Here is an 18,914-nt window from a genome sequence, read left to right as displayed (position 1 = left end):
GCAATTCTTGTCGCTTTTTAGTCTTCGGTAGCCAAATGTAGGTGGAGCTGGGAGCGAGCAAAGTCGCTTGAATCACGCTGACGGTCTGCCTGTGCAGCAGAAGAATTACGCTGCGCTTCCAAGGCATCCAAATACGATTCATTAATGTCGCCAGTAATGTAATGCCCATCAAAACAAGAGGCTTCGAAATTATCGAGATTGGGATTGATATCCCTTACCGCCTGTTTCATATCTTCAACGCTTTGATAGATGAGTTGGTCGGCGCCAATCATCTTGTTAATTTCTTCATCAGTGCGACCATAGGCAACTAACTCGCTACGCGTTGGCATATCAATACCGTAGACGTTCGGGAAGCGCACTGGAGGTGCAGCAGAGGCAAAGATCACTTTCTTAGCGCCAGACTCGCGTGCCATTTGCACAATCTCAAATGAGGTAGTGCCACGGACAATAGAATCATCCACGATCAAGACAGTCTTATCTTTAAACTCAATCCGCATGGCATTGAGTTTCTGACGAACAGACTTTTTACGCACAGCCTGTCCCGGCATGATAAAGGTACGACCGATATAACGGTTCTTAAAGAAGCCTTCGCGATAATCAACGCCTAATTTCTTGGCCACTTGCATTGCTGCAGGACGACTAGAATCCGGAATCGGCATAACTACATCAATTTCATCGACATTAGTCTCTTTGCGAATCTTCTCCGCCAAGTAATCACCCATGCGCATACGCACGTTATAGACCGTGACTCCATCGATGGTGGAGTCTGGACGAGCCATGTAGACGTATTCAAAAATACAAGGCGTCAGAACAGCATTCGGTACGCATTGACGCGCATAGAAGTTGCCGTCTAAATCAATATAGATGGCTTCACCAGGATTAACATCCCGCACAAAGGTAAATCCGAGACCTTCCAGTGCAACGGATTCAGAGGCTACCATCCATTCTGGGCCTTGCGGTGTATCAATCCGCCCAATACAAAGAGGACGAATACCAAATGGATCGCGGAATGCCAGCAAGCCATAGCCAGCAATCAAAGAGACTACGGCGTATGAACCCTTAACGCGACTTGTTACGCCGGTGACAGCATTAAACATCGCGCCCTCATCCAAGGCAGCACTATTTGTTTCTTTTTGGAGTTCATCTGCTAAGACGTTTAGCAATACTTCAGTATCTGAGCTGGTGTTAATGTGGCGACGATCTCGATAAGCCATCTCTACACGTAAGCTTGGAGCATTGGTGAGGTTGCCGTTGTGAGCCAAAATAATGCCGTAAGGGGCACTGACATAAAACGGTTGCGCTTCTTCTTCGCTACTTGCTGAACCAGCGGTAGGATAACGTACTTGGCCAATACCAGCATTACCCACTAAGCTGCGCATATTGCGAGTTCTAAACACGTCTCGCACTAAGCCATTGGCTTTATGCATCGTGAACGAATTACCGTTCATTGTCGCAATGCCGGCAGCATCTTGTCCGCGATGCTGCAAGAGCAACAAAGCATCATAGAGAAGTTGGTTGACTGGGGAGTGGGAAACAGTTCCGACGACGCCGCACATATCTCTAATTTCCTATTGTTAATGTAGGAGTAATGGTTGGGGTGATTTTAGGCATTGTATTACTCAATTGCTTTGCCCAATCGGCTGGTAACCAACCTTTAATTAATCCAGTAGCCATATCAACGGTCGGCCTGGTAAGTGCGTTTTTCCATGCCACACTCTGTGGAATAGGAGTCAAGGCTGCCAAGGTGGCAAGTACCACCACAATCAAGCCACCGCGTAATAAACCAAACGCCAAGCCTAAAAAACGGTCCGTCAAACTTAAGCCTGCTGACAAAATAATCTTTTGCACTAAGCCACCGAACAATCCACAGATAATCAAAGTCAATACAAACAGAATGAACCAACTCAAACCAAGGCTGAGCAATTCGTCTAGATGAAAGGTTGAAAGCCATTCGGTAGAAAGATAGTTACTGTAGTGATAAGCCACCCAAGCAGCGACGAACCAAGAAGCAAGCGCCAGAACTTCTTTAAATAATCCGCGTGAGATACCCACTAGGGCAGACACCAAAAGTACCACTAGGGTGAAATAATCCACCGATGTTAGCTTTAAGGTGGATAAGTATTCCATTACTGCTTACCAGTCTCAACAAGTCTTGGTGAAAGACCCATTGCCTTGGTTTTCTTTTCTGCTGCTTCTGCAGAATCTTTATCTGCGAATGGACCGGCTCGCAAAACATAGAGCTTAGTCCCATCACTACCTGTTTTATTAAACACGTAGTTTGGAATCTTTTGATCTTTCAGTTTAGCAACCCAGCCTTTAGTACGATCTTCAGATGCAAATGCGCCAAGCTGAATGATGAACTTACCAGAGCCACTTGCAGTATTTGCACTGTTAGCATTACTGACACTGTCTTTGGTCGCATCATCCGTCTTTGCTTTAGCATTAGAAGCAGAAACCACCTCTTCTCCTGTTGCCAATCCAAGACCAGCAGCCTTGCTAGGAGCAGGCTTTGTTTCTGACTTAGGTTCTGACTTAGGTTCTGTCCTTGCTTCAGACTTAACTTCTGGAGCAGCTGTGGATTCTTTAGCAAACTCCACTGGGGTTTCTACTTTTACTCTTTCATCAGTTCTGGCTTCCGGTTTTACTTCAATACCAGGGATTGGCAAACTTGTGACGATATTGACTGCAATATCGTTAGGCGCAGACTTTGGCCGACTATCGAGAATGCGAGGTAAACCAACAACGGCAATCAAAACCAATACTGCCGCGCCAATCAATCGATGGCGTGCTCTTTGTTGTTCTGGATCTTCTGTGAGGGCAAGCTCTTCAGCTTCAAGGGCTCGTTGGAAACTACGGGGAGCGGTCCGTTGAGCAGAACGACGCCTTGCTGAACCCAATTCAAGGTCATCAGCCTGAGTTTTTCGCTTAAAAAAGCTCGGTAAACGAATCATGGATCAATGCGCCTGGTTGTTTCGATAAGCCATTACGCCTGCAACAGTATAGAAGGATCCGAAGGTCACAATTCTATCACCCTCACCAGCCTGAGATAGCGCTTTTTGATACGCTGAAGCTGGATTTTCGAAGATTTCGATACCGCCATCAGCCCCATTTTTTGGCTTTACTCCCAGAGCCTCAAGTTGCTGAGCTAAGGTTTTTGCCAACGCTGCCCGAGGGGTTGGCAAATCCGTACAAAACCAGAAATCCACGATGTCCAGCAACGGCTTTATCACGCCTTCGATATCTTTATCAGCCATAGCGCCAAAAATGGCATAGGTATAGGGGTGATAGCCCATTTTGTCTAAACCCTGAGCTAGAGTGGCGGCAGCATGGGGGTTATGAGCAACATCCAAGACCACCGTCGGTTGACCTGGTAGAACCTGAAAACGACCTGGTAACTCGACCATGGCAAAACCATTGCGAATATCCTGCGCACTGACTGGCAATCGTTGATGCAAAGCCATTAAGGCAGCAATCACAGCAGAAGCATTCAAAATCTGATTAGCACCGCGCAGTGCTGGGTAACCAAGCCCACTAAAGCGTTTATTCCGGCCAGCCCAACCCCATTGCTGTTTATCACCCTGAAAGTTATAGTCCCGACCCTGCAACCAAAGATCACAACCCAACTTTTCTGCATAGTCAATTAAAGATTGTGGCGGCACGGGGTCACCGCAGACAGCAATGTGGCCAGGTCGAAAGATCCCGGCTTTTTCCAAAGCAATTGCCTCACGCGTATCACCCAAAAAATCCGCATGATCAATATCAATACTTGTCACGATGGCGCAATCTGCATCCACAATATTGACGGCATCTAAACGACCGCCCATACCCACCTCAAGTACCACGGCATCTAAATTTGCTTCAGCAAACAAATGCATGATCGCCAGAGTGGTGAACTCAAAATAGGTCAGCGTTGGTGCATCGACCAAACTTACGCGGGCTTGTTCGACTGTTACAAAGTGTTCTAACAAAAGAGCATCTTTCACTTCTTCGCCGTTAAGGCGAGCCCGCTCATTAAAACTGAGTAAATGGGGTGAAGTGTGACAACCCACTCGATAGCCAGAAGCCAGCAGGATACTTTCTAGATAGGCACAGGTAGAACCTTTGCCGTTCGTACCGGCGACAGTAATGACTGGACAATCAAAGTGAAGGTCTAGTGCAGCCTTAACGCGATTAATACGCTCAAGGCCCATATCGATACCAAGGGGATGAGCGGTTTCGAGGTGACTCAGCCAAGCCTCGAGGCTGGTAAAAAGAATTGGGGCTTGGTGTGCTGTGCTCAAGCGCTTAGACAGCTGCGCTACCCGCGATCGCAGGCTCAGGAAGTTTCTGCAAGAGTGCTAAGAGTCGCGCAATCTCACCACGCATTTGACGGCGATCCACAATCATGTCGATGCCCCCTTTTTGCATTAAGAACTCAGAGCGCTGGAAACCTTCTGGCAATTTTTCCCGAACGGTTTGCTCAATCACGCGCGGGCCAGCAAAACCAATCAAGGCTTTTGGCTCCGCCATCACCACATCACCCATAAAAGCAAAACTAGCAGAGATGCCACCCATGGTTGGGTCGGTCAATACGCTGATATAAGGCAAACCTTTTTTAGACAACAAGGTCAACATCGAATTAGTCTTCGCCATCTGAAACAAGGACAGCAAGCTCTCTTGCATACGAGCGCCGCCAGTAGCGGTTACGCAAATGAAGGCACATTTTTTATTGATGGCTTCTTGCACACCGCGTGCAAAACGCTCACCTACCACGGAGCCCATAGAGCCACCCATGTATTGGAACTCAAAACAAGCTGCGACTACTGGAATGGCTTCAATTTTTCCACCCATCACAATCAGAGCTTCCGTTTCGCCAGAAGCGTCATTTGCTTCTTTAATCCGATCTGGATACTTTTTAGAATCTTTAAATTTCAGGGGATCAGTTGGATAGATATCAGCACCGATTTCGTAACGACCTTTTGGATCGAGTAAATTCTCCAGACGCTGACGTGCGCCGATGCGCATGTGATGACTACATTTTGGACAGACTGAAAGATTGGCTTCGATATCCGTGCTGTAGAGAACCGTTTCGCAACTAGGGCACTTTACCCACAATCCCTCTGGTACTGATTTGCGATTCGCAGGATCAGTATGTTGAATTTGGGGAGGGAGTAATTTATCTATCCAGCTCATTAGTTTTGACTATCCAATGCGTCTCGAATCTCACGAATGAAGGTTTCCAGTGATTGTACCGCCTGCCCTGGGGGCGCATCCTCCAAAAGACGAATAATCCGACTACCAATGACCACCGCATCAGCGCTAGCAGATACTGCCTTAGCGCTCGCAGCATCGCTAATTCCAAAGCCCACCGCAATGGGAATATCAGTCTCTTCGCGGATTTTAGGAATGATGCTAGCGACATCTTGGGTATTCAGATGTGAGGCCCCAGTTACTCCGCGCATAGATACATAGTAAATGTATCCAGAGGCGATCTTGGCAGCATCTTTAATACGTTCGTGTGATGAAGTTGGTGCCAATAGGAAAATGGGATCGATTCCCGCAACGCGCATACGTGCTGCAAAGTCAACGCACTCTTCTGGCGGGTAATCCACCACCAAGACACCATCCACACCCGCTGCTTTAGCTTCGGTTGCAAAACGTTCTGTACCCATTTGCTCAACAGGATTGGCATAGCCCATGAGTACCACTGGAGTAGTCGCATCTTTTTTACGGAACTCTTTGACCATCTCTAAACAAGAATGCAAAGTGACGCCATGCGTTAATGCACGCTCAGATGATCTTTGAATGACAGGGCCATCAGCCATTGGATCAGAGAATGGCACACCCAATTCAATGACGCTGGAGCCACCGCGCACTAATGCGTGCATGAGTTCAACCGTCATTCCAGGATCGGGATCACCAGCCGTAATAAACGGAATCAAGCCTTTTTTACCCGTTGCTTTTAACTCTTTAAAGAGTGCAGTAATTTTTGACATGCTATTTTTTAATTAACCTTCTGATCCTGTTGCTTGTGCAACGGTGTGCATGTCCTTGTCGCCACGGCCTGAGAGATTGACCAAGATGGTTTTATCTTTTGGCAAAGTCTTAGCAAGCTTGCAGGCATAAGCAATCGCATGGGAAGACTCTAGCGCAGGAATGATGCCCTCAATTTGGCAACAGTCATGGAATGCCTTGAGTGCTTCTTCATCCGTAATAGCCACATAGTCAGCACGACCAGAATCTTTCAACCAAGCATGCTCAGGACCAACACCTGGATAGTCCATGCCAGCAGAAACAGAATGCGTTTCCGAGATCTGACCATTCTCATCCTGAAGCAAGTAAGTGCGATTACCGTGCAATACACCTGGCTTACCAACACACAGTGCTGCTGAATGTAAACCACTACCCAGACCATGGCCTGCAGCCTCTACACCAACCAATTTCACTTCTGGAAAATCAATATAGGGATAGAAAATACCCATAGCATTTGAGCCGCCGCCAACGCAAGCTAATACAAAGTCTGGTTGACGACCAGTCATCTCTGGCATTTGTACTTTGCACTCTTCACCAATCACGCTTTGGAAATCACGCACCATCATCGGATAAGGATGCGGACCTGCAACGGTACCGATGATGTAAAAAGTGTTATCTACATTGGTCACCCAATCGCGCATCGCTTCATTCAGTGCATCTTTTAAGGTTTTGGTTCCAGACTCAACAGGAACTACCTTGGCACCTAGTAACTTCATCCGAAATACGTTTTGTGCTTGACGCGCTACGTCTACAGAACCTTGATACACAGTACAGTCCAGACCAAAGCGCGCGCAAATCGTGGCAGTAGCAACACCGTGTTGCCCTGCTCCTGTCTCGGCGATGATGCGTGGCTTACCCATGCGCTTGGCGAGCATCGCTTGACCAATGACATTATTAATCTTATGGGCACCAGTGTGGTTTAAGTCTTCACGCTTGAGATAGATCTGTGCGCCGCCGAGCATTTCGCTCCAACGCTTCGCATGATAGACCGGTGAAGGCCTACCGACAAAGTGTTTCAGTTCGTAGTGGAACTCTTCAATGAACTCAGGATCATGTTGATATTTTGCATAGGCTTCTTTGAGCTCATCTAATGCATACATCAATGTCTCAGAAACAAACACACCGCCGTAAGGACCGAAGTGTCCTCGTGCATCTGGCTTGTCGTACATAGCTACCTCTTTTGATTTATCTACAGCAAATTATTGGGATGATGCTTTCGCATCTGCTGCGCGCACTGCTTTTACAAACTCAGCCATGAGCGCAGGATCTTTGACACCCCTGCTGCTTTCTACGCCACTAGAGACGTCAACTGCGCAAGGATGCAGGCGTGCAATTGCCTCGCCCACGTTGTGCGTGTTCAATCCACCACTCAAAACGACCCGAGGCGCGTTTTCGCTTACCCATATTTGTGGAATTCCTTGCCAATCAAAAGGAACGCCTCCGCCACCATAACCCTCAACGAGAGCATCCAGCAGAAAAGCGTTTGCATCCCTATATTGTAGGGAAAAATCATCAAAAGCGAACTGGGCTCCTATACGCGCCGCCTTTATCCAAGGCTGGCCTTGTGCCAACTGCACGCATCTTTGCGGGGTCTCATCCCCATGAAACTGCCATAAAGTGATTGCAGCCGCAGCGCGGATAGCGGCAAACTCCTCATCTGAAGCATTGACTACCAATCCAACCGCATCTACCCCCGCTGGGAGCCTAGAAATCAGTTGGGCGGCAATATTGGGGCTTACGGCTCGGACACTGGGAGGGTAAAAGACAAATCCAACGGCATCGACTCCAGCCGAAACGGCGGCATCAATATCCGCTGAGGTCTTTAAACCACAGATTTTGACCTGGGTTCGCCCAGGCGAGTATGTCAATAAGCCCATAGATCAATGATAAGGCTTTCAGGAGCCTATTTCCCGGTGACCCGATCTGGCAACCAAGAGTTTTTTAGCCAAGGGGCAGGAATCTCAAATTCCGGTGGATAAGCAATTTTGCTTAAATACAGGCCATCCGGCATAAAGGTAGGTGCAGCAAGATGGCGGTCTTTTGCGGCCAACAATTGCGTCATCCATTCTGGCTTTTGCTTACCCCGCCCTATTTGCAAAAAACTACCGACCAGATTGCGTACCATGTGATGCAAGAAGGCATTCCCACGAATCACAAAATACAACCAAGGTTCTGCAGAAATGATGTCAATCGCATACATCCTTTTGACTGGGGTCTTGCTTTGACACTCGGAAGATCTAAATGATGTGAAGTCATGTTCACCAATGAGACATTGGGCTGCTTCTTTCATGGCATCTAGATCGAACCATTGATTCGGTGGCAACATCACATAACCTGCGCGCGCATCGATCATGGGTGAACGGCAAGGGCCTGCATGCAATGCATAAATATAGGTTCGCTCAAATGCAGAGAAGCGGGCACTAAATTCTTCAGGGACGACCTTAGCCCAGTTCACCACAATGGATCCGGGCAAAAAAGAATTCACCCCTCTCACCCAAGAAAAATCTTCACGCTCAACCTGAGTATCAAAATGAACTACCTGTCCGAGAGCATGAACTCCAGCATCTGTTCTACCGGCAGTAATGGTTTGTACCGGAAAGCCTTTGGCCTCTTCACCAATAAAAGCCGTAATTGCTTTTTCTAGTTCTGCTTGTACGGTATTTTGATTGTGCTGAACTTGCCATCCAGCATAAGGACTACCATCATATTGGAGACCGAGCGCTATACGCATCGCTCACACCTAAGTCTGACGATGTGAAAGCTCTGACAATAAGCCTTGCGCTTCAATCGTAATGGCTGGATCTACCGAGCTGCTAGAACGAATAATGTCCTCTAAAGACTTCTTCGCTGCCGAGAAATCTTCAATCGTGATGTAAGCGCGAGCCAGATTCAGTTTGACACGCAAGGTATCCGCCAAAGGATTATTGTCTGGCGCAACTTCGGGAGGCGACTCTTTCGGTGGCTTAGAAAGATCAAGATCGATTCCTGAAAATAATGTCTTGGCACGCTCAGGCATTTCAAAATGGGGTGCAGGGGTAGGCTTCTGGGGGTCTAGATCTTTCTCCTCAAATGAAGCCGATTCTGAGCTACGGGCGTTACGCGCCAAAACCCAAAGTAAAAGTCCCGTGAATGCAATTAAGCCAATCGCCAAAGCGGCTGGTCCAAAACCACCCAAGCCATAATTATTTTCAGCTGTTTTTTTTCCTTTGGATTTTTCCAAGAGGCGCTGTAAGTCAGCAATATTCTTTTGCAGTTCTGCAACACGTGCTTTAGCTTGCTCTAGTTCTTTTTCTTGAGCGACTAAGTCTTCTGTGTAACGACGCTCCTCAGCACTGCCTTCTGCACTGGAGCCAATTTTCAAGCGATCTTTTGCAGCATTCTCAGCAGCTTTATTTTTTCCACCCTTACTAGAACCATCTACACCTTTATCGCCTTTACCACCCTTCTCAGAGCGCCACTGCTCATTAGCATCAGCCACGAACTGATTGGCCTCAACAGGACTAATGGAGCGCAAGAGTGCTTGACTTGGTTTATTAAGCTCGGCTCCAGAAATTAATCTATTCACACTACCGCTGGCAAACGCATCAGGATTTGCTTTATATAAAGCCAGCATGGTCTGATCTAAGCTAGCGCCCTCTAGGCGTGGCGCCATGATGGTGGCAATTTCAGAAAGACTTTGACCGGGTTTTACAGTCACCTTCTGCGTATCACCCAAGAGGAAGGTATATGTTTTAGTGAGACTTCCACTTGACCAATTCATCTTCACTAAGACATCTAGGAATGGATCATCAGTGATTGGTACAGGATTTACGGTTTCTACTAAAACCATCAACTGCTCTTGACGATTTCGATAAATCATTACTTGCGGATTCAAATCCAGAATTTTTTGCGAGATCCCCAGTTTTTCGAAGGCCGTCTTACCTGGAAGTTCAACAGTAAGGGATGGCAATGCATCCTTTTCGTCCACTCCACTTCTAATGGGAATTTCAACGCGCAAGGGCTCACCAGGTACTGACTGTAATTTAGGAACGCCCAAATGAATCGCGCTGGCCGCACAGGACCAACTGAGCAAAGCAAAGCAAATTACTTTGAGCAATCTCGATTGGCCAAGACCTAGCATCTATGTAATTACCTCTCCAGTAAGATTCTGAGCATGCGGCGCAAGGGCTCAGCTGCTCCCCATAATAGCTGATCGCCGACGGTAAATGCACCTAAATACTCTGGACCCATCGCCAATTTATGCAAACGTCCGATAGGTACTGTTAAGGTACCGCTAACGGCTGCTGGCGATAAATCACGCTCAGTTATTTCACGATCATTAGGCACGACTTTTACCCACTGACTATCGTTTGCCAAGATCGTTTCAATCTCCTGGAGGGGAACATCTTTCTTCAACTTCACTGTCAAGCCCTGGGAATGGCAGCGCATCGCTCCAACCCGCACACATATCCCATCAACTGGAATGCTGCCAGGAGTCCGGAATGCAGGGCGACCTAAGATCTTATTGAACTCAGCGCCACCCTTCCACTCTTCTTTGGTTTGCCCATGCTCGAGAGGTACGTCGATCCACGGAATCAAACTTCCAGCTAAAGCAGTATTACGGAAATTCTGTTTCGGAAAATCGGGTGAACGTAAGGTTTCAGTCACCTTACGATCAATATCCAAAATCCAGGAAGATGGGTCTGCCAATTCTGCAGCCACGCTGTCACGCAAAGCGCCCATTTGTAATAGTAACTCGCGCATATTTTGAGCGCCTGCACCAGAAGCTGCTTGATAAGTCATGGCACTAATCCACTCAACCATGTCAGCCTTCACTAAACCACCCATAGCCATCATCATTAAACTGACTGTGCAGTTGCTACCAATCCAATTTTTTCCACCCGCAGCTAATGCCTTATCAATCACAGGGCGATTGACTGGATCGAGAATCAATACAGCATCATCTTTCATGCGCAATGCGCTAGCAGCATCAATCCAGTGACCACTCCAACCAGCCGCACGCAGCTTGGGGAAGATCTCATTGGTGTAATCACCACCCTGGCAAGTCAAAATGATGTCACAACGGGACAATGCCTTGATGTCATTGGCATCTTGCAAAGTACTTTCACTCTTGGTGACTTTTTTACCATTGAGCAAGGGAACTTCGCCGCCTACTTGGCTCGTGCTAAAGAAAACCGGCTCGATCAAATCAAAATCTTTCTCGGCGAGCATGCGCTCCATCAGAACACTGCCAACCATTCCGCGCCAGCCAACTAAACCTACCAACGGTGTTTTTGTATTTGCCATGATTTAACTACCTAGTGAAAATATTGACTTATTTATCCAGCGAGTGCCGCAACCACTGCATCACCCATTTGTACAGTAGATACCTTTTGAGTGCCTTCTGTATAAATATCAGCAGTACGTAAGCCTTGTGCCAACACTTTTTGTACTGCTTTTTCAATCCGGTCGGCTTCTGCAGGCATACCCAAGGAATAACGCAACATCATGGCTGCAGACAAAATCGTTGCCAAAGGATTAGCAATCCCTTGACCAGCAATATCAGGCGCAGAGCCGTGGCTTGGCTCATACAAGCCTTTGTTGTTCTTATCCAATGACGCAGAAGGCAACATGCCAATCGAGCCTGTGAGCATCGCTGCTTCGTCCGACAGAATGTCACCGAACAGATTACCGGTCACGACTACATCAAATGCCTTAGGCGCCTTCACCAATTGCATTGCTGCATTATCGACATACATGTGGGATAACTCAACATCAGGATAGTCTTTAGAAACCCGAATCATGACTTCACGCCACAACTGCGAAGTCTCTAATACGTTCGCTTTATCTACGCTGCACACTTTTTTACCGCGCTTGCGTGCCGCTTCAAATGCAACGCGACCAATCCGCTCTACTTCTGGCTCGCTGTAATGCATGGTGTCATAACCTTCACGAGCACCATTAAATAATGGCAACTCTGAGCTACGAATACCGCGTGGTTGACCAAAGTAAATATCGCCATTGAGTTCACGCACAATCAAAATATCCAAGCCACCAATAATTTCAGGTTTGAGGCTGGATGCTGCTGTGAGTTCTGGGTAGCAAATCGCTGGCCTAAAGTTAGCAAACAACTCTAAGTGTTTACGTAATCCTAAGATGGCCTGCTCTGGGCGAAGTTCACGAGCAAGCGTGTCGTATTTCCAATCACCGACTGCACCAAACAAAATAGCGTCAGCTTTTTTTGCCAACTCTAAAGTCGCTGGCGGCAAAGGATGTCCAGCCACGTCATAGGCAGCGCCACCCACAGGAGCTTCCTCTAGATCAAACTTTGGGCCTAACGCTTGAAGAACGCGAACGGCTTGAGCAACAATTTCCGGGCCGATCCCATCGCCCGGGAGAACTGCAATTTTCATGAAAGGCCTTTAAATCAACGAATTACGGCAATTGTGTCGCAAGCCAAGGCATCTTGAGGATGCGCTCAGCTTCATAAGCCTTGATTTTATCTGCATGACGCAGAGTTAAGCCAATATCGTCCAAACCGTTGAGGAGGCAATACTTCCTAAAGGGGGCTACCTCAAAGCTATAGGCGCTGCCGTCAGGGGCGATAACCTGTTGAGCGTCTAGGTCAATTGTCAGTTGATAACCACTAAAAGCCATCGTCTCGTTAAAGAGGTGATCTACCTGCATTTCAGTCAAAACGATGGGTAAAACACCATTTTTGAAGCAGTTGTTATAGAAAATATCGGCAAAGCTAGGGGCAATCACGGCCCTGAAGCCAAATTGGTCTAAAGCCCATGGCGCATGTTCACGTGAACTACCGCAACCAAAGTTCTTGCGAGCCAAGAGAATGCCGGCGCCTTTGTAGCGTGGCTGATTGAGCACAAAGTCAGGGTTAATTGGACGAGTACTGCAATCTTGACCAGGTTCGCCATGGTCTAAATAACGCCATTCATCGAATAAGTTCTGACCAAAGCCCGTTTTCTTGATGGACTTTAAAAACTGCTTCGGAATAATGGCATCGGTATCCACGTTTTCACGATTCAGTGGAGCAACTAAACCTTTGTATACCGTAAATTTTTCCATGACTCTGACTCTATCTATATTTTTTGTTTACTTCACAGGGGTAATGACAACGTCCTTACCCTTAGTTTGAGATTGATTCTGCTGAGTAGAATTTGCACCGGATCCGCCCATGGCGCTACCCATGGTTTGCAAATCTTTGCCCATGCCTTCCATGGTATTACTGCAAGCAGAAATAATCACACCTGCAATACCAACGATGGCTAATCGAGAAATCAATGAGACTGAAGAAAATTTCATCTGGATTACCTTTATGAAATCTTACGAACATCAACAAAATGGCCCTCAATCGCCGCAGCAGCAGCCATTGCCGGACTGACCAAATGGGTGCGACCGCCATTACCTTGACGACCTTCGAAGTTACGATTCGATGTAGAGGCACATCGCTCACCAGGCTCTAAGCGATCAGCATTCATGGCTAAACACATAGAGCAACCGGGCTCGCGCCATTCAAAGCCAGCAGCTTTAAAAATGCGATCTAAGCCTTCCCGCTCTGCTTGGGCTTTCACCAGACCAGAGCCAGGAACTACCAATGCCAGCTTCACATTAGCAGCCACTTTTTTGCCAATGCGATCCACCACTTTTGCAGCAGCCCGAATATCTTCAATGCGGCTATTAGTGCAGGAACCAATAAATACTTTATCCACAGAAATACTGCTCAGTGGCGTATTCGGAATGAGATTCATATATTCCAAAGCACGCTCCATCGCAGAGCGCTTGTTTGGATCACGCTCTTTTTCCGGATCAGGAACACGGTCGCTGATCGCAAGCACCATCTCAGGAGAGGTACCCCAAGTGACTTGTGGAGCGATTTCTTCTGCACGCAATTCCACTACCGCATCAAACTGGGCATCTGCATCCGAATGCAATGTTCTCCAATACTGCATTGCTTGCAATAGGGCTTGACCTTGAGGAGCATAAGGGCGACCTTGAATGTATTCAATCGTAGTTTCATCCACAGCCACCAAACCAGATCTTGCGCCACCTTCAATCGCCATATTGCAGAGAGTCATACGACCTTCCATAGACAAATTACGAATCGCTTCACCAGCAAACTCGATACAGTAACCAGTGCCACCTGCAGTGCCAATCTTACCGATCACCGCCAAGACGATATCTTTAGCTGTAGAACCGGGTTGCAAACGGCCATCTACCCGCACCAACATGTTCTTACTCTTTTTCATGAGCAAGGTTTGAGTGGCCAAGACGTGCTCCACTTCCGATGTACCAATACCAAATGCCAAGGCACCAAATGCGCCATGCGTGCTGGTATGTGAATCACCGCAGACAACAGTCATGCCAGGTAAGGTTGCACCCTGTTCTGGTCCAATCACGTGAACAATGCCTTGGCGAGCATCATTCATCTTGTATTGGGTAATACCAAATGCATCACAGTTTTGATCTAAGGTGTCGACTTGCAGCTTAGATATGGGATCTGCAATTCCTGCCGAGCGGTCTGTGGTTGGAACATTGTGATCCGAAACAGCCAAGTTGGCGGAGATGCGCCATACCGGACGACCAGCCAGATTCAAGCCTTCAAATGCCTGAGGGCTGGTTACCTCATGGAGCAACTGACGGTCAATATAGATCGTGGCTGTGCCATCTTCTTCCGAGTAAACAACGTGGTCATCCCACAATTTGTCATAAAGCGTACGAGACATGAGTACCCTTAAAACCTTTATTTACGAACGGAAATGTTAGGAACCTTACGTGAAGTTTCACCAACATATAACTGACGTGGACGTCCAATCTTGTACTCGGAATCCGTAATCATTTCCTCCCACTGAGCAATCCAGCCAACTGTTCTTGCTAACGCAAAAATACAAGTGAACATATCCGTTGGGATACCCAGTGCGCGCTGCACAATACCTGAGTAGAAGTCCACGTTTGGATAGAGCTTGCGGCTCACAAAATACTCGTCTTCCAAGGCAATTTTCTCCAGGGTCATCGCTAGCTTGAACAATGGATCATCTTGCAGGCCGAGTTCATTCAAAACTTCATAGCAAGTCTCACGCATTAATTTAGCGCGTGGATCGAAGTTTTTGTAAACGCGGTGACCAAAGCCCATCAAACGTACGCTCGAGTTCTTGTCTTTCACCTGGGCGATGAACTCATGAATCTTATCCACGCCGCCTTGTGCTTGAATATCATTCAACATTTGCAAGCAAGCTTCGTTAGCACCACCGTGGGCAGGACCCCAGAGGCAAGCAATGCCAGCAGAAATAGCGGCAAACGGGTTGGTACCTGAAGAACCGCACAAACGAACGGTTGAGGTAGAGGCATTTTGCTCATGATCTGCATGCAAGATAAAGATGCGATCCAAAGCGCGAACTAAAACTGGGTTTACTTTGTACTCTTCACACGGCGTAGCAAACATCATGCGCATGAAGTTTGCGGTGTATGACAAAGAGTTATCTGGATAGATAAAAGGTTGTCCTACGGAGTACTTGTACGACATTGCCACTAAGGTTGGCATCTTCGCAATCAAACGAATCTGCGCCACTTCACGTGCATAGGAATCGCTGTAATCAATCTCATCATGGTAGAACGCAGCCATGGCACCAACCAAACCAGTTAACACAGACATGGGATGGGCATCGCGACGGAAACCGCGTAAGAAGAATTGCATTTGCTCGTGGACCATGGTGTGGTGAATCACCATTTGATCGAAATCTTTTTTCTCGGTCGCGTTGGGCAATTGGCCATTAATCAAAAGGTAGCAAACCTCTAAGAAGTCGCAGTTCGCAGCCAAATCATCAATCGGGTAACCACGATAGAGCAACTCGCCTTTGTCACCATCGATGTAGGTAATTTTGCTATTGCAGGATGCAGTAGATAGAAAGCCAGAGTCGTAAGTGAACTTACCAGTTTGACCATAGAGCTTGCGAATATCGATGACATCAGGACCAACCGTGCCTTTATAAATTGGCAGATCAATATCTGGTGTTCCATCCGAAAACGAGAGTTTTGCCTTGATGTCCGATTCAATCATTTCTAATCCTTAGTCATTCAAAATTATGATTAATACACTATTCGATCACACGCTTGCACTACTACTGCACCAAAAGACTGAATTACTTCTCTCTCAGTTTTTGTAAAACTGTTTTAAAGGAGTCAGACTGCATCTCCTGCTCCAGTCCAGCCACCGAATCTATACGACCGATTAATAAATCCATTAGGTCATTGTCATCTAAGGCCAATAACTGGCTCAATACTTTGCCATCTTCCACGCTTAACTGAGCGCCGTAACGCTCAAAGAAACGCTGCAGAATTAAATCGTTCTCTAGTAAGCCCCTGCGAGCATCACTTTTTAAGCGATATAACTCTGCATTACCGAGGGTCATACTGCCCTACGAACCATCAACTCCTTGATCTTACCAATCGCCTTGGTTGGATTCAAATGCTTAGGACATACATCCACGCAATTCATAATAGTGTGGCAACGGAATAAGCGGTATGGATCTTCCAAGTTATCCAAGCGCTGACTGGTCTCTTCATCCCGACTATCAGCAATAAAGCGATAGGCCTGCAACAAACCTGCAGGGCCCACAAACTTATCAGGATTCCACCAGAAAGAGGGGCATGAGGTTGAGCAAGATGCGCACAAAATGCACTCATACAAGCCGTTCAACTCTTCACGCTCTTCAGGGCTCTGCAAACGCTCTTTCTCTGGCGGTGGATTATCGTTTACCAAATAAGGCTTGATAGACAAATATTGTTTGAAGAACAAAGTCATGTCGACGATCAAATCACGTACGACTGGCAAGCCAGGTAATGGACGCAATGTGATGACCTTAGGCAAAGTCAACATATTGGTCAAGCAAGCCAAACCATTTTTACCGTTGATGTTCATTGCATCTGAACCGCATACACCCTCACGGCATGAGCGGCGATACGAGATAGTTTCATCTTGTTTCTTCAAAGAGATCAAGGCGTCCAACAACATACGCTCACCAGCAAGCTCTAACTCATAGCGCTGCATGCGTGGTGCTGCATCGACATCTGGATCGTAGCGGTAAATTTCAAATATACGGATATCACTCATCTTCTATCTCTCTTACTTAGAAAGTACGTTCTTTTGGAGGAACTGAATCAACAGTCAATGGTTTCAATTGGACTGGCTTATAGTCCAAGCGATTGCCTTCGCTATACCAAAGAGTGTGTTTCATCCAGTTATCATCGTCGCGATGCTGGTGATCGTCGTGCGAGTGTGCACCACGGCTTTCTTTCCGAGCTGCCGCAGAAATCATGGTTGCGTTTGCTGTCTCAACCAAGTTAGCCACTTCCAAAGCTTCAATACGGGCGGTATTAAAAATCTCAGACTTATCTTTAACCCACAAGTTTTTTGCACGCTCGGTGAGTTTCGCCATTTGACGAACACCTTCATCCATCAGCTCTTGGTTACGGAATACACCGGCGTATTTCTGCATCGTTTTACGAATATCGTTAGCGACATCTTGTGCATACTCGCCAGAATGAGAGTTATCCAACTTCGCAATACGCTCCAAGGTTTGCTGACCCGCATTCGCAGGTAATTTCTTGAACTCACGATTCTTAAGATTCAAACCAACGATGTGGTTACCTGCTGCACGACCGAATACCAAGAGGTCGAGTAATGAATTAGTACCTAAGCGGTTTGCGCCGTGCACAGAAACGCATGAACACTCGCCAATGGCATACAAACCATGAACGACTTCATTGTGTTTGCCATTTGCTGGAACAACCACTTGACCATTGATATTGGTTGGAATGCCACCCATCTGGTAATGAATCGTTGGCACAACAGGGATTGGCTCTTTAGTGACGTCAACGTTTGCGAAGTTCATGCCGATTTCATAAACCGAAGGTAAACGCTTCATGATGGTCTCGGCACCAATGTGCGTCAAATCAAGCACAACATAGTCACCATTAGGACCGCAACCGCGCCCCTCTTTGATTTCTTGATCCATACACCGAGATACGAAATCGCGCGGAGCCAAATCCTTATAGGTTGGCGCATAACGTTCCATGAAACGCTCGCCATCTTTATTACGCAAGATGCCACCTTCACCGCGGCAACCTTCAGTTAACAACACACCTGCCCCAGCGACACCCGTTGGGTGAAATTGCCAGAACTCCATATCTTCCAATGGGATACCTGCGCGAGCTGCAAGTCCCATACCGTCACCGGTATTAATAAAGGCATTAGTCGATGCATCCCAAATGCGACCTGCACCACCAGTAGCCAACATCACAATCTTGGCTTCCAAGATGCATACCTGACCTGTTTCCATTTCAAGGGCAGTAACACCAACCACATCACCCTCGTCATCACGGATCAAGTCGAGCGCTAACCACTCTACGAAGAAGTTCGTTTTAGCGCGGACGTTACGTTGATACAAGGTATGCAACATGGCGTGACCAGTGCGGTCAGCGGCAGCACAAGCACGTTGTACTGGTTTCTCGCCGTAGTTTGCGGTGTGACCGCCAAATGGACGCTGATAAATCGTGCCATCTGGATTGCGATCGAAAGGCATACCGAAATGCTCTAACTCATAAACCACTTTTGGCGCTTCACGACACATGAACTCGATCACGTCCTGGTCACCTAACCAGTCAGATCCTTTGATGGTGTCATAAAAGTGATAGTGCCAATTGTCTTCACTCATGTTACCCAATGAAGCACCAATACCACCTTGCGCAGCTACTGTATGTGAACGGGTTGGGAAGACTTTAGTTAATACCGCCACATTGAGGCCGGCTTCCGCTAACTGTAATGAAGCACGCATACCCGAGCCACCCGCCCCAATAATGACCGCATCAAAACGGCGGCGTGGCAATGATTTTTGAATCGCAGTCATCGA

At 47.2% G+C, this 18,914-nt stretch carries 19 protein-coding genes; all 19 read right to left on the bottom strand.

Annotation, left to right across the window (positions count from 1 at the left end; all coding sequences use genetic code 11):
* Nucleotides 1-17: 17 nt before the first annotated feature.
* The 19 genes from purF to sdhA all read right to left on the bottom strand — a co-directional run bounded on the left by purF (nt 18) and on the right by sdhA (nt 18,911).
* A complete protein-coding gene (gene purF / locus VC178_RS07825; RefSeq protein ID WP_323482128.1) occupies nt 18-1,556 on the bottom strand; it encodes an amidophosphoribosyltransferase in 1,539 nt (512 codons plus the stop codon).
* 4 nt (nt 1,557-1,560) lie between these two features.
* Complete coding sequence (locus VC178_RS07820) at nt 1,561-2,127, bottom strand: CvpA family protein (RefSeq protein ID WP_216176540.1); 567 nt, start codon at nt 2,125-2,127, stop codon at nt 1,561-1,563.
* Nucleotides 2,127-2,951, bottom strand: coding sequence for an SPOR domain-containing protein (locus tag VC178_RS07815; protein ID WP_323482127.1), 825 nt, complete (start codon nt 2,949-2,951; stop codon nt 2,127-2,129). The genes VC178_RS07820 and VC178_RS07815 overlap by 1 nt, the downstream gene beginning before the upstream one ends.
* Before the next feature lie 3 nt (nt 2,952-2,954).
* A complete protein-coding gene (gene folC, locus VC178_RS07810; RefSeq protein ID WP_323482126.1) occupies nt 2,955-4,280 on the bottom strand; it encodes a bifunctional tetrahydrofolate synthase/dihydrofolate synthase in 1,326 nt (441 codons plus the stop codon).
* 4 nt (nt 4,281-4,284) lie between these two features.
* Entirely contained in the window at nt 4,285-5,172 is an 888-nt protein-coding gene (accD, locus tag VC178_RS07805) for an acetyl-CoA carboxylase, carboxyltransferase subunit beta (protein ID WP_216125853.1), read from the bottom strand.
* Nucleotides 5,172-5,975: a tryptophan synthase subunit alpha gene (gene trpA, locus VC178_RS07800; RefSeq protein ID WP_215294805.1), complete on the bottom strand. Its 804-nt coding sequence runs from the start codon at nt 5,973-5,975 to the stop codon at nt 5,172-5,174. The genes accD and trpA overlap by 1 nt, the downstream gene beginning before the upstream one ends.
* A gap of 12 nt (nt 5,976-5,987) precedes the next feature.
* Nucleotides 5,988-7,181, bottom strand: coding sequence for a tryptophan synthase subunit beta (gene trpB / locus VC178_RS07795; protein ID WP_071465577.1), 1,194 nt, complete (start codon nt 7,179-7,181; stop codon nt 5,988-5,990).
* Nucleotides 7,182-7,211: 30 nt separating this feature from the next.
* Nucleotides 7,212-7,889: a phosphoribosylanthranilate isomerase gene (locus tag VC178_RS07790; protein ID WP_323482125.1), complete on the bottom strand. Its 678-nt coding sequence runs from the start codon at nt 7,887-7,889 to the stop codon at nt 7,212-7,214.
* Between the two features lie 26 nt (nt 7,890-7,915).
* The gene (gene truA / locus VC178_RS07785) at nt 7,916-8,743 is read right to left on the bottom strand and encodes a tRNA pseudouridine(38-40) synthase TruA (protein ID WP_323482124.1); all 828 of its coding nucleotides are present in this window, start codon (nt 8,741-8,743) and stop codon (nt 7,916-7,918) included.
* 9 nt (nt 8,744-8,752) lie between these two features.
* A complete protein-coding gene (locus tag VC178_RS07780) occupies nt 8,753-10,132 on the bottom strand; it encodes a FimV/HubP family polar landmark protein (RefSeq protein ID WP_323482123.1) in 1,380 nt (459 codons plus the stop codon).
* A gap of 8 nt (nt 10,133-10,140) precedes the next feature.
* The gene (asd, locus tag VC178_RS07775; RefSeq protein ID WP_323482122.1) at nt 10,141-11,298 is read right to left on the bottom strand and encodes an aspartate-semialdehyde dehydrogenase; all 1,158 of its coding nucleotides are present in this window, start codon (nt 11,296-11,298) and stop codon (nt 10,141-10,143) included.
* 32 nt (nt 11,299-11,330) lie between these two features.
* Nucleotides 11,331-12,404 carry a 3-isopropylmalate dehydrogenase gene (gene leuB, locus VC178_RS07770; RefSeq protein ID WP_323482121.1) on the bottom strand — a complete coding sequence of 358 codons (1,074 nt, stop codon included), beginning with the start codon at nt 12,402-12,404 and terminating at the stop codon, nt 11,331-11,333.
* Between the two features lie 22 nt (nt 12,405-12,426).
* Nucleotides 12,427-13,074, bottom strand: a complete 648-nt coding sequence (gene leuD / locus VC178_RS07765; RefSeq protein ID WP_215294819.1) for a 3-isopropylmalate dehydratase small subunit — start codon at nt 13,072-13,074, stop codon at nt 12,427-12,429.
* A gap of 27 nt (nt 13,075-13,101) precedes the next feature.
* Nucleotides 13,102-13,311 (bottom strand): hypothetical protein, encoded by a 210-nt coding sequence (locus VC178_RS07760; protein ID WP_215318096.1) that lies wholly within the window; start codon nt 13,309-13,311, stop codon nt 13,102-13,104.
* A gap of 11 nt (nt 13,312-13,322) precedes the next feature.
* Nucleotides 13,323-14,732: a 3-isopropylmalate dehydratase large subunit gene (gene leuC / locus VC178_RS07755; protein WP_216176556.1), complete on the bottom strand. Its 1,410-nt coding sequence runs from the start codon at nt 14,730-14,732 to the stop codon at nt 13,323-13,325.
* Nucleotides 14,733-14,749: 17 nt separating this feature from the next.
* Nucleotides 14,750-16,063, bottom strand: a complete 1,314-nt coding sequence (gene gltA, locus VC178_RS07750) for a citrate synthase (protein ID WP_215294825.1) — start codon at nt 16,061-16,063, stop codon at nt 14,750-14,752.
* Between the two features lie 82 nt (nt 16,064-16,145).
* The gene (locus tag VC178_RS07745) at nt 16,146-16,415 is read right to left on the bottom strand and encodes a succinate dehydrogenase assembly factor 2 (RefSeq protein ID WP_323482120.1); all 270 of its coding nucleotides are present in this window, start codon (nt 16,413-16,415) and stop codon (nt 16,146-16,148) included.
* A complete protein-coding gene (locus VC178_RS07740) occupies nt 16,412-17,116 on the bottom strand; it encodes a succinate dehydrogenase iron-sulfur subunit (RefSeq protein WP_323482119.1) in 705 nt (234 codons plus the stop codon). The genes VC178_RS07745 and VC178_RS07740 overlap by 4 nt, the downstream gene beginning before the upstream one ends.
* 16 nt (nt 17,117-17,132) lie before the next feature.
* Entirely contained in the window at nt 17,133-18,911 is a 1,779-nt protein-coding gene (gene sdhA / locus VC178_RS07735; protein ID WP_323482118.1) for a succinate dehydrogenase flavoprotein subunit, read from the bottom strand.
* Between the last annotated feature and the right edge of the window lie 3 nt (nt 18,912-18,914).

Origin of the sequence: Polynucleobacter sp. AP-Sanab-80-C2, assembly GCF_035012965.1 — a bacterium.
GTDB lineage: Bacteria > Pseudomonadota > Gammaproteobacteria > Burkholderiales > Burkholderiaceae > Polynucleobacter.
The sequence above is the reverse complement of the archived record's forward strand: the minus strand, read 5'-3'. Positions and strand labels throughout refer to the sequence as shown.

Coding starts and splice junctions, on each gene's coding strand:
- purF (WP_323482128.1), bottom strand. CDS start 1,556: ATGTGCGGCGTCGTCGGAACTGTTTCCCACTCCCCAGTCAACCAACTT.
- VC178_RS07820 (WP_216176540.1), bottom strand. CDS start 2,127: ATGGAATACTTATCCACCTTAAAGCTAACATCGGTGGATTATTTCACC.
- VC178_RS07815 (WP_323482127.1), bottom strand. CDS start 2,951: ATGATTCGTTTACCGAGCTTTTTTAAGCGAAAAACTCAGGCTGATGAC.
- accD (WP_216125853.1), bottom strand. CDS start 5,172: ATGAGCTGGATAGATAAATTACTCCCTCCCCAAATTCAACATACTGAT.
- trpA (WP_215294805.1), bottom strand. CDS start 5,975: ATGTCAAAAATTACTGCACTCTTTAAAGAGTTAAAAGCAACGGGTAAA.
- trpB (WP_071465577.1), bottom strand. CDS start 7,181: ATGTACGACAAGCCAGATGCACGAGGACACTTCGGTCCTTACGGCGGT.
- VC178_RS07790 (WP_323482125.1), bottom strand. CDS start 7,889: ATGGGCTTATTGACATACTCGCCTGGGCGAACCCAGGTCAAAATCTGT.
- truA (WP_323482124.1), bottom strand. CDS start 8,743: ATGCGTATAGCGCTCGGTCTCCAATATGATGGTAGTCCTTATGCTGGA.
- VC178_RS07780 (WP_323482123.1), bottom strand. CDS start 10,132: ATGCTAGGTCTTGGCCAATCGAGATTGCTCAAAGTAATTTGCTTTGCT.
- asd (WP_323482122.1), bottom strand. CDS start 11,298: ATGGCAAATACAAAAACACCGTTGGTAGGTTTAGTTGGCTGGCGCGGA.
- leuB (WP_323482121.1), bottom strand. CDS start 12,404: ATGAAAATTGCAGTTCTCCCGGGCGATGGGATCGGCCCGGAAATTGTT.
- leuD (WP_215294819.1), bottom strand. CDS start 13,074: ATGGAAAAATTTACGGTATACAAAGGTTTAGTTGCTCCACTGAATCGT.
- VC178_RS07760 (WP_215318096.1), bottom strand. CDS start 13,311: ATGAAATTTTCTTCAGTCTCATTGATTTCTCGATTAGCCATCGTTGGT.
- leuC (WP_216176556.1), bottom strand. CDS start 14,732: ATGTCTCGTACGCTTTATGACAAATTGTGGGATGACCACGTTGTTTAC.
- gltA (WP_215294825.1), bottom strand. CDS start 16,063: ATGATTGAATCGGACATCAAGGCAAAACTCTCGTTTTCGGATGGAACA.
- VC178_RS07745 (WP_323482120.1), bottom strand. CDS start 16,415: ATGACCCTCGGTAATGCAGAGTTATATCGCTTAAAAAGTGATGCTCGC.
- VC178_RS07740 (WP_323482119.1), bottom strand. CDS start 17,116: ATGAGTGATATCCGTATATTTGAAATTTACCGCTACGATCCAGATGTC.
- sdhA (WP_323482118.1), bottom strand. CDS start 18,911: ATGACTGCGATTCAAAAATCATTGCCACGCCGCCGTTTTGATGCGGTC.